We start from the raw sequence: 11390 nt of genomic DNA, 5'->3' as shown, positions 1-11390 counted from the left end.
ACGGATGCCATATACGTTCGGCCAGTAAGGCTGGAGATTGCGGTTTGCTTGTGAGTCATGACATCATATAACGAAATTCAGGTGACTATGGCACGAAGGTTCCACCTCTTCCCATTCCGAACAGAGAAGTTAAGCTTCGTCACGCCGATGGTACTGCGTAAAAGTGGGAGAGTAGGTAGTCGCCGTCTTATCAAGGCCCCGAGGTCAGTCCGACTTCGGGGCTTTTTTTATGCCCGATAAAAAATTAAGAATTTATTTTTTGTTGATTGTGACTATACCGGAATCGGGTATAATGTCAAACAGAATTCTATTGCCTTCTGTTCGTGATTCTATGGCTTTCTTACGGCAGTTAATGCTTGCGTCGGACCAATCTTCCGGAAGAGGGTATGAAACCGTTACAGGGGTCTTATATACGCTGTCCGGTAAATTGTCTGTCACCGTGAGACTGATTTGTTTTTCACTTCGTTCAATTTCCTTGATTTGCGCTGCTTCCTTTTCCTTTGCATAGCAGATATAGTCCTTGAACGTGGTTACCCCAAAATACAGGATTGTTATGGATATATTCCAAGGATTCTTCCAAGGCTTGGGATGATAATGGAGAGTATCCGGGCCCATTGTCGATTTCGTGAATAAGAAGTATGCAACATCCGTTTTGCTGGAGTGTATTTCTGAACAGCCTTACCAGACTTTCTCCGGTTGTAAAACCGGATTCTTTGCCCACTACAATGGAGCTGATACGCATGAAATTGTCGGGGGTGGATTTTTCTATCTGTCCTGAACAGATACGGGCTCCTAAATAATACCGGGCAGTAATGGAGTCACTGGGAGCATTGCAGAATGGATAGGCAAGTGTATATACTTTGTTTCCTGTCTTGGATTCGATCAATCGGTTAGACTGAGCATATTCTGTTTCGGCTACTTCATCGGTCAGATTACAGTGAGTCTGTGTATGGCTCGCTATTTCGTGTCCGTTACGGCTTATTGCAGTCAAGACATTCCAGTCGGGATTGAAGGCTTGTGATACAAAGAAGGTAGCCGGGGCTTTATAGCGGTCCAGAATAGGGATGGCTGTCTTGAACTGGTTAGGACATGCGTCATCAAAAGTGTAGCATACAGCGGCCTGTCTGTTTCCCTGCCAGGTAGTTATATAAGGGAGAGAAGACTCTTGTGCCTGTATCGATAAGATACAGCTGCAGAATAGCGGGAATAAAGCTTGTTTGATCATGTTAAACGGATATTTATTTAAGGTTAAAACAGAAAAAGTTGTATTACAAAAAGATATTTTTCTAGATGTAATACAACTTTTTTCTTGTTGGTTCAATATTAAAGTAAATTATTTATGGTGTTCATCCGGATGTGGATAGTCTATTGTGTAATGCAATCCACGGCTTTCCTTGCGTTCCATAGCTTGTCGGGTAATCAGGTAACCTACGTTAATCATATTACGCAGTTCACAGATTTCGCGGGAAGCCTTGACACGTTTGAACAGACGTTCTGTTTCTTCGTATAGGATATCCAGACGGTTCCATGCACGTACCAGGCGCAAGTTGCTCCGTACAATACCTACATAAGCTTCCATAATCTGGTTCACTTCCTTCATACTTTGAGTTATAAGGATACGTTCTTCGTTGCTGATTGTACCTTCCGCATTCCATTCCGGAATATCTTCGTTGAAATCATAACGGTCCAATACACTCAATGCATGTTTGGCTGCAGCATCGGCATAGACAATGGCTTCGATGAGTGAATTTGAAGCCAGACGGTTACCTCCATGCAGGCCGGTGCAGGAACATTCTCCTAAAGCGTACAGGCGTTTGATACTGGATTGTCCGTCAAGATCTACCTTGATACCTCCACATAAGTAGTGTGCGGCCGGAGCTACAGGGATGTAGTCCTTGGTAATGTCAATACCCAGGCTCAGGCACTTCTTATAAATGTTCGGGAAATGTTTTTTCGTTTCTTCCGGATCTTTATGTGTGACATCAAGGTAAACATGGTCTTCACCGCGCTGTTTCATTTCACTGTCGATGGCACGTGCCACGATATCGCGTGGTGCCAATGACAGACGCGGATCATATTTCTGCATGAATTCTTCGCCGGCCAGATTCTTCAGTACGGCTCCATAACCTCTCATAGCTTCGGTAATGAGGAAACTTGGGCGGTCGCCCGGATGGTACAAGGCTGTAGGATGGAACTGGATAAATTCCATATCCTTCACCACACCTTTAGCACGGTATACCATGGCAATTCCGTCGCCTGTTGCTACCAACGGGTTGGTTGTATGGTTATATACGGCTTCACAACCGCCGGTAGCCATAACCGTAACCTTGGAAAGGAATGTGTCCACTTCACCGGTTTCTTCATTCAGCACATAAGCTCCGAAGCATTTGATACCGGGAGTGTGCCGGGTGACAATGATGCCCAGATGATGCTGGGTGATGATTTCAACGGCATAATGGTTACTGAAGATGGTTATATTAGGAGTCTGTTTGACGGTTTCGATCAGACTTGTCTGGATTTCGGCTCCGGTATTGTCTTTATGATGAAGTATGCGGAACTCCGAATGTCCTCCTTCTTTGTGCAGATCAAATTCTCCATTTTCCTTCTTGTCGAATTTGACTCCCCATCTGATGAGTTCCTCAATTTGTGAAGGCGCATTGCGTACCACCTTTTCTACGGCTGCAGGATCGCTGATCCAGTCGCCTGCAACCATGGTGTCGTGGATATGTTTTTCAAAATTGTCAACCTTGAGGTTGGTAACAGAAGCAATACCGCCCTGGGCATAAAATGTATTGGCTTCTTCAAGTCCGGCCTTGCAGATAAGTGCAACCGAACCTTTATGCGCTACTTTTAACGCAAAACTCATTCCGGCAATTCCTGAACCGATAACGAGAAAATCGAATTTTTTTACCATAACGTTTGTATATATACTGCAAAACTACAAAAAAACTATTTTTCAGTAATTGTGGGGCTGATATTTTTTGATGGTTTTTTAAAGGAGGAAATAGATAAATCACTATCTTCACACGTACAATTTAAAATTGAAGAGTATGAACAGGACCTTTTATTCGGGTGTCGGCTGGTGGTATTGGCTGGTAATAGCGGTTTCTTCGGTGGGGATGTTTGCATTTTTCTGGTTGCATGATATACTGGTGGCTGTCATTTTTGCCTTACTGGTCATTATGGAAATAGAAATGCTTATACATACACGGTATGTCATCACGGCCGACGGTGTCTTGAAAATTGAAAGCGGAAGGTTCATCTCCGGTGTATCGGTTGAACTGGAACGGATTGTAAGTGTACGTAGAGTACGTTCAATGACATTTTTTGAGCCTGCCCTTTCTTTTGAACGTTGTGAACTTTGTTTCAGGCGTAGAAACGGCAGTCTGGCCAAAATAAGTATCTCTCCTAAAAACCGGGAAGATTTTGTGAATTGGATCAGAAAAAGGAATTCAGCTATTGAGTTGCTTGACAAGTAGGATATGGAATAGAAATCTTTTTTAATAAATGATAGAAATTATGAGATATGATTTAGCAATTATCGGTGGTGGTCCCGCCGGTTATACGGCAGCGGAAACCGCTGGAAAAGCAGGATTAAGTGTAGTCTTGTTTGAAAAGAATGCATTGGGTGGTGTATGCCTGAATGAAGGATGTATTCCTACCAAAACATTGTTATACTCGGCTAAAATGTATGATCATGCACGCCAGTCTTCGAAATACGGTTTGAGTGTATCGGATGTTTCTGTTGATTTGGGAAAAGTGGTTACCCGGAAGTCTAAAGTTGTCCGTAAATTGGTTTTGGGGATAAAGGCACGTCTGGAGGCTTGTCATGTTACAGTCGTAAACGGAGAGGCACAGGTAGTTGACAGCCATACCATTCGCTGTGGAGAAGAGACTTATGAATGTGACAAACTGATATTGTGTACAGGTAGTGATACGGTTATTCCTCCGGTACCCGGTCTTGAAACCGTTGGTTTCTGGACTCATCGTGAGGCTCTTGCCAATAAGGAAATTCCTCAATCGCTGGCTATCATTGGTGGGGGTGTCATCGGAATGGAGTTCGCCTCATTTTTCAATAGTCTGGGAGTCAAGGTTACCGTTATTGAAATGCTTCCTGAAATTCTTGGAGGGCTTGATAAAGAGATTTCTGCAGTACTTCGTGCTGACTATACCAAGAAGGGGATTACTTTCTTGTTGGGAGCAAAGGTAACCAGTGTCTTTGAGGATGAGGGGAATATTTACGTGAACTATGAACAAAATGGAGAAAATGCTACTGTAGCAACCGATAAATTATTAGTCAGTACAGGACGTAAACCGGTGATGAATGGTTTCGGACTGGAAAATCTTTCTTTGGAACGTACAGAACGTAATCTGATTGTGGTTGATGAGCATTTACAGACATCGGTCGAGGGTGTATATGTATGCGGTGATCTGAACGGTAAGTCTTTATTGGCACATACCGCGGTTCGTGAAGCGGAGGTAGCGGTACATCATATTTTAGGAAAAGCCGATTCGATGAGTTATGATGCCATTCCTTCTGTGGTTTATACGAATCCGGAAGTAGCTTGTGTAGGAAGCTCTGAAGAGGCATTGGTCAAGTCGGGTGTTTCTTATCATGTAATTAAACTTCCGATGACATATTCTGGACGCTTTGTGGCTGAAAATGAAGGCGTAAATGGTATTTGTAAAGTATTGATAGATGACAAGGGAATTATTCTAGGAGTACATATGTTAGGTAATCCTGCCTCGGAACTGATCGTGATGGCAGGGATGATGGTAGAAGACAAACGTTCTTATTTGGAATGGAAACGTTATGTATTTCCTCATCCTACAGTAAGTGAAATATTCAAAGAATTATAATAGGTTGGGATAACATTAGGTTGTTTTTAAGGGAAGTTTCATGAAGCTGAGGACAATATTATTGCTGGTTTCTTATCTGGTCTTCTGTATGTCGGAGGCACAGCCATTGTCTGGACGTCTGGATACTTTTATTTCTTCTTCCGAATTGTTGAAGACATCAGAAGTCGGTATATCCGTTTATGACCTGACGGAAGGAAAAACTGTCTATACGTATCAGGACCAGAAGCTGTACCGTCCGGCTTCTATCGAAAAGATAATAACGTCAGTCACGGCTTTATCGGTGTTAGGTTCTGATTATCAGTATCAGACCCATCTGGCTTATACGGGAGATATTTCCGGTGACAGTATATTGCATGGTGATTTGTATGTAGTCGGTGGTTTTGATCCGGAATTTATGGAAGAAGATATGGTCAGACTGGCAGAAGCTGTCCAGCATGCCGGAATCCGTCATATCGAGGGCTCTCTGGTAGGAGATGTATCGATGACAGATTCTGTATATTGGGGGCCCGGATGGTCATGGGATGACACTCCTTATTATTTCCAGCCTTATCTTTCACCTTTGATGTTGAACCGCGGATGTGTGAACGTTATGGTTATTCCCGGGGAAAAAGGGGGAAGACCTATCGTGAAGGTACATCCGGAATCGGATTATTATACCGTCGATAATCAGGCAGAGAGTTATGTGATAGGGGTCGGTAAGCTGAATGTCACCCGTAACTGGTTGTCGAATGGCAATATAATCCGTGTAGAAGGTAATGTCAACAGACGCACAACGGAAACTCTCAATCTGTATTCGTCGGAAGACTTTTTTATGCATACTTTTGCCTATCAGTTGAAGAAACGGGGAATTTCTTTCCGGAAGATGGCTTATGGTTTATGTCCGGAATCAAGCAAAGGGTTTTATACGTGCAGCCGCCCCTTTCTTTCTGTACTTGAAAGAGCATTAAAGAAAAGTGACAACCTTTCTGCCGAATCTATCTTTTATAGTTTGGCGGCGGTTAAATCCGATAAACCTTTTGTAGGTTCGAAAGATGCCCAAAAGGTGATATATCAGTTTATGAAGGATTCTATAGGTTATATGTCCGAACGCTATAATATTGTGGATGGCAGCGGTGTGTCTCTGTATAACTATATTTCGCCGGATCTGTTGATGGAATATTTGAAATATGCCTATAGTCGTAAAGATATATTCATGTTTCTTTATAATGCTTTGCCCATTGCCGGGGTAGATGGAACCCTGTGTTACAGAATGCGTAGAGGAAAACCGTTCCGTAATGTCCGTGCCAAGACCGGAACTGTGATGGGGGTAAGTTCTTTAGCCGGATATGTAAAGACATCGGGCAAGCATCTGCTGGCGTTTGTCATTATTAATCAAAATGCGTTGAATGGAAAAGAAACACGGCTTTTTCAGGATAAGATTTGTGAAATTTTATCTGATTGATAGAAAGAATTTGTATATTTGTACATCTTCGGATAAAAATGACAATAAAGAGGCTATTTTAGTAACAATATAAATTTAAGAAAATTATGGTTAATTTTTCACTTGAAGGTAAAATCGCTCTGGTAACAGGAGCTTCCTATGGAATCGGATTTGCTATTGCTACCGGTTTTGCACAGGCTGGTGCCACTATTGTTTTTAACGACATCAAACAGGAGCTGGTAGATAAAGGTCTGGCAGCTTATAAAGAATTGGGCATCAATGCTCACGGATATGTGTGTGATGTTACAGATGAAAAGGCTGTCAATGCTTTCATTGCCCAGATAGAAAAGGAAATTGGTGTTATTGACATTTTGGTGAACAATGCCGGTATCATCAAACGTATCCCTATGTGTGATATGACAGCAGCCGAATTCCGTCAGGTTATTGACGTTGACCTGAACGCTCCGTTCATTGTTTCCAAAGCCGTTATTCCAGGTATGATCAAGAAAGGTCATGGAAAGATTATCAATATCTGTTCTATGATGAGTGAACTGGGACGTGAAACCGTATCTGCATATGCAGCAGCTAAAGGTGGTTTGAAGATGTTGACCCGTAATATCGCTTCCGAATATGGCGAATACAATATCCAGTGTAACGGTATCGGTCCGGGTTATATTGCAACTCCTCAGACAGCTCCGTTGCGTGAACCTCAGCCGGATGGTTCCCGTCATCCGTTTGATGCCTTTATTGTAGCCAAGACTCCGGCTGCCCGTTGGGGAACTCCGGAAGATCTGATGGGTCCTGCAGTATTCCTGGCTTCAGACGCATCTAACTTTGTGAATGGTCATGTATTGTATGTAGACGGTGGTATTCTGGCTTATATCGGTAAGCAACCTAAATGATCTTTGTATTGAGAAATAAAAATGAAAAAAGCTGATGTTTCATGCATCAGCTTTTTTCATTTCAGTCGAATACCTTGAATTCATATCCCTGTTCCAATAGCCATTCAATCGAACGTGGAAGGGCATATTTCATATTTTTTTCTGATTTAATCGAATCATGGAACGTGATGATCGATCCGTTCCGTACGTATTTTTTTAATATATTGAACACTTGCGGACCGTTTAACCGTTTGCTGTAGTCCCGAGTAACCAGATCCCACATTACAATCTGATATTTACGTTTCAGTACCATATACTGTAACCAGCGCATATGTCCGTGTGGAGGACGGAATAGGTTAGTGTGTAGATATTCATTGGCTTTATCGGCGTTGGACAGGTAGTTTCTGCTTAAATATTCAGATCCTCTTATATGGTTGAATGTATGGTTACCTATGCGGTGGCCCCTTTCAACTACCATTTGGAATTCTTTGGGGTGTTTTCTCACATTGTCTCCTACCATAAAGAATGTGGCTTTAATTCCATATCTGTCGAGCAGATCGAGTACCCATGGGGTTATTTCAGGGATCGGCCCGTCGTCGAATGTCAGATAAACCGATTTCTCTTTTGGGTCCATACGCCATAAGGCACTGGGATAAATCCATCGGAGTAATAATGGGGGTTGTTCTATGAGCATGTTTTTCAGGGGTTGTTTGTGAACATATAAAAATCTATCAAAGGTACCCTGTTTTTCGGCTTCCTTTGATAGATTTTATATAAGCTGTTATTTTTGTTGTTGTCCTACACGTGCCTCCAATAATTTATATAACTGGTCAAATTTTTCTGCATAATGTCCGGCTGAGGGCAACGGTTTACCTGTTTTGGTGTCTTTCAGTGTCGCTAATGTCTTGCAGACATCATCCAATATATAGAAATGACGCATACAGTCTTCGTATGAGCTTGTCAGATGAGTTTCATCCAGGCTCAAGTACCAAGTTGCATATTCTACAGAGTTGTTAGCCAATTGATCCAGAATATCTTCGGCTTTCTGGATCTGTCCTAGCTTGATGTAATCGTCGGCCATTTCTTTGGAACTGCTGTAGATATAGTCATGCCGCACTGTAGTGCTTGGTATCTTTTTTTCGCAATAGTTGAGTACCTCCAAAGCCTTGTCGTTCTTACCTTCTTTAATCAGTTGGCTGGCCAGTTGGACAAACAGACGGCGATGTGTATCGCACATACGCAATACCGTTTCGTCCAGATAGATGTCCGGATTGTCGATGCCACCGAATTTGAATTTATGCATCAGGTTATCGTACATCTTGTCTGTATCAATCTGACGTCCGAGTGCCGCATTGTTGAATGGAGTGATCCGATATGCCAGTCCTTCCTGTATGAAATTCTGGGTTAGATTCATGTGGTTGTCGGAACCTACTGTGATGGCCATATATAACGGGCGTTCCCAATTTGTATTGGCCAGCATTTCCAACATCATCAATTCGCTCTTGTATAACATACGTTTGCCCTTCAACGAAATATGCATATAGTCTGGAATGGAATCGGGTGTCATCATTCCTGAACGTTTGATGGCTTCTTTATCCAATTTGATGACGATACTGTCTGTCGGAATCATCTGTAACCCTTCTTTAGGAGCCAATACCCAATATTTCAGGATATTCTTCAATTCGTATGGATTATCACCGAATTCTTTTTTAGCTTCTTCCGGATTTTGTTTATAGTAGTTATTGATAGTTTCCATGGCTTCCGGTCGTACATATACTGCTTCGTTGTGCCCTTGTACGTAGTTGATACGGTCCCAGTTGATTGGAACAGACGGAGAATCGTAGGCCGGACGACGCATCTGGTCGATGTACCAGTCGGTTTGCAGATAACTCAAGTTACAAACACGTACGTCGGTACGGAATCCTTCTGTCTCTTGGTTATACCATAGTGGGAATGTATCATTATCGCCATTGGTAAAGAGGATTGGATTACCTTTGTCTTGTACACTGCTCAGGTAGTTCTGGCCGAAATCACGGCAAGTATAGCGTCCGCTACGGTCATGGTCGTCCCATGTTTGGCTGACCATCTGGATCGGGACTAACACGCATACAATACTGGCCAGAATGGCAGCTGGTTTTTCTCCCATTTTGTTTTTCAGCCATTCGGAGATAGCAGCAACACCTAAACCTATCCATATCGTAAATGCATAGAATGATCCTGCATAGGCATAATCCCGTTCACGAGGTTGCTGTGGTGTCTGGTTCAGATAAAGTACGATGGCCAGACCGGTCATGAAGAAAAGGAAAAATACAATCCAGAACTGCTGGATACCTTTTTCTCCCCGGTATGCCTGCCAGAACAGACCGATCAATCCCAGAATCAGAGGCAGACAATAGAATACGTTATGTCCTTTGTTGTTCTTTAAATCGCTCGGTAATAGTGTCTGGTCGCCTACAAGGAATCGGTCTATGAACGGAATTCCGGTAATCCAATTGCCGTGTTCAATTTCACCTTGTCCCTGGATGTCATTCTGGCGTCCGGCAAAGTTCCACATAAAGTAGCGCCAGTACATATAGTTCAGCTGGTAGATGAAGAAGAACTTGATATTGTCCCATTGGGTAGGGATTTTCACCATAATCATCTCACCGCATTGGTCGTATGGAACCATGCGGCCTTCTACTCCACCTAGCCAGTCTTCATATGCTTTTGCATGTGCATCACTGTACATACGTGGGAAAAGCATATTCTGGGCATATTTGTATTCGGTCTTGTTACGTATTACTTCATAACTGTCTTTTTCTCCAGGATGTTCTTTCTCTTTACGTTGATATACTGGAGCTCCTTCACTTACGTCATACATACAGCCTCCATCAACTTCTTTCAAGGCCATTTTAGAAGCGTATGTCTGTCCATAGAACAATGGGCGCGTACCATATTGTTCACGTCCCAGGTATTCTCCCAATGTAAAGATATCTTCCGGAGAGTTCTGGTCCATCGGTGTGTTGGCAGACGAACGGATTACAATTACCGCATAGGACGAATAGCCCACAACAATCATCATCAGGCATAGCAGGGCTGTATTCAGGGTACGGGCAGATACACGGTATTTTTCGGGTAAGTTTCCGAAGAGATAGAGTGCAAGAACAGCCAATACGATAATACCGATCAGCACACTGCTCCATCCGTGTCCATAAAATGGGATACCCAATAGGGCAATTGTCAGCAGGAAGGAAATGTTCATCCGTTTGCGGCTGCGTATGGTATAGCTTTCATATACTCCCCAGATAATGCTGGCTGCCAGGACAATGATATAGACAATCAGACCCGTATTGAAAGAAAAGCCGAAATCGTTGACGAACAGCAGTTCGAACCAGCCACCTACTTTTACGATACCGGGAACAATTCCATATAATACGGCTGCAACCAATACCATAGAGCCACATAGTGCCAAAAGACTGCCTTTCAGATTTGCTGTAGGATTCTTTTTGTAATAGTAAACCAGCACAATTGCCGGGATACAGAGCAGGTTCAACAGGTGTACTCCGATTGATAACCCTGTCAGATATGCGATTAAAATCAACCAACGGTCGCTATGGGCTTCATTGGCACGGTTTTCCCATTTCAGAATGAGCCAGAATACGATGGCTGTAAACAAGCTGGAGTAGGCATATACTTCACCTTCAACAGCACTGAACCAGAATGTATCACTCCATGTGTAAGCTAATGCTCCTACTACACCCGAGCCCATGATTGAGATGAGTTTGCCTGTTGTCATTTCTTCATTCTTCGGGCAGATCAGTTTTTTTGCCAGATGTGTGATACTCCAGAATAAGAAAAGTATACAGGCGGCACTCATAAGTGCACTCATTGTATTGACCATGCGGGCTACCTGCGACGGATCGCTGGTAAACTGGCTGAATAGATTGGCTGTAAGCATGAAGAAAGGTGCGCCTGGTGGGTGGCCGACTTCCAGTTTATATCCAGTTGTGATAAACTCGGGGCAATCCCAGAAACTGGCAGTAGGTTCAATTGTCATGCAATATGTAAATGCAGCTATGATAAATGTGAGCCAGCCTACCAGATTGTTAATCTTGTTGTACTGTTTCATGTGAGTTATTGGGTTTCTCGTTAACATTCTATAGATGTGCGCAAAGATAGTGATTTTCGCTACAGGGAATCATATCGTTAGGATGGTTTTTCGTTTTTTTATATCAAGTAAAGTGGCTGTT

At 42.9% G+C, this 11390-nt stretch carries 8 protein-coding genes and 1 rRNA gene; 5 read left to right on the top strand and 4 right to left on the bottom strand.

The window, feature by feature from the left end; genetic code table 11:
- The first annotated feature begins 77 nt into the window (after window positions 1-77).
- Window positions 78-188 (top strand): 5S ribosomal RNA (rrf, locus tag BQ7489_RS12555).
- A gap of 278 nt (window positions 189-466) precedes the next feature.
- On the opposite strand, the gene BQ7489_RS12545 is transcribed toward rrf, so the two are convergent.
- Window positions 467-1225, bottom strand: a complete 759-nt coding sequence (locus tag BQ7489_RS12545; protein ID WP_072531279.1) for a polysaccharide deacetylase family protein — start codon at window positions 1223-1225, stop codon at window positions 467-469.
- A gap of 108 nt (window positions 1226-1333) precedes the next feature.
- Window positions 1334-2914 carry an L-aspartate oxidase gene (gene nadB, locus BQ7489_RS12540; protein ID WP_072531278.1) on the bottom strand — a complete coding sequence of 527 codons (1581 nt, stop codon included), beginning with the start codon at window positions 2912-2914 and terminating at the stop codon, window positions 1334-1336.
- A gap of 136 nt (window positions 2915-3050) precedes the next feature.
- Here nadB and BQ7489_RS12535 point away from each other — a divergent pair, with 136 nt between their 5' ends.
- The 4 genes from BQ7489_RS12535 (at window position 3051) to BQ7489_RS12520 (ending at window position 7182) form a co-directional block, all read left to right on the top strand.
- Window positions 3051-3479 (top strand): PH domain-containing protein, encoded by a 429-nt coding sequence (locus BQ7489_RS12535; protein WP_072532180.1) that lies wholly within the window; start codon window positions 3051-3053, stop codon window positions 3477-3479.
- 40 nt (window positions 3480-3519) lie between these two features.
- Window positions 3520-4860: a dihydrolipoyl dehydrogenase gene (gene lpdA / locus BQ7489_RS12530; protein ID WP_072532179.1), complete on the top strand. Its 1341-nt coding sequence runs from the start codon at window positions 3520-3522 to the stop codon at window positions 4858-4860.
- A gap of 40 nt (window positions 4861-4900) precedes the next feature.
- Complete coding sequence (gene dacB / locus BQ7489_RS12525) at window positions 4901-6301, top strand: D-alanyl-D-alanine carboxypeptidase/D-alanyl-D-alanine endopeptidase (protein WP_072531277.1); 1401 nt, start codon at window positions 4901-4903, stop codon at window positions 6299-6301.
- 86 nt (window positions 6302-6387) lie between these two features.
- On the top strand, window positions 6388-7182 hold the full coding sequence (locus tag BQ7489_RS12520; protein WP_072531276.1) for a gluconate 5-dehydrogenase: 795 nt from the start codon (window positions 6388-6390) through the stop codon (window positions 7180-7182).
- A gap of 61 nt (window positions 7183-7243) precedes the next feature.
- Here the strand turns inward: BQ7489_RS12520 and BQ7489_RS12515 are convergent, their stop codons facing one another.
- Both BQ7489_RS12515 and BQ7489_RS12510 read right to left on the bottom strand, forming a co-directional pair.
- Complete coding sequence (locus BQ7489_RS12515; protein ID WP_072531275.1) at window positions 7244-7855, bottom strand: polysaccharide deacetylase family protein; 612 nt, start codon at window positions 7853-7855, stop codon at window positions 7244-7246.
- A gap of 87 nt (window positions 7856-7942) precedes the next feature.
- Complete coding sequence (locus BQ7489_RS12510; protein WP_072531274.1) at window positions 7943-11269, bottom strand: DUF2723 domain-containing protein; 3327 nt, start codon at window positions 11267-11269, stop codon at window positions 7943-7945.
- Window positions 11270-11390: the final 121 nt, after the last annotated feature.

This window comes from Bacteroides ilei (assembly GCF_900128495.1).
Classification (GTDB): domain Bacteria; phylum Bacteroidota; class Bacteroidia; order Bacteroidales; family Bacteroidaceae; genus Phocaeicola; species Phocaeicola ilei.
The sequence above is the reverse complement of the archived record's forward strand: the minus strand, read 5'-3'. Positions and strand labels throughout refer to the sequence as shown.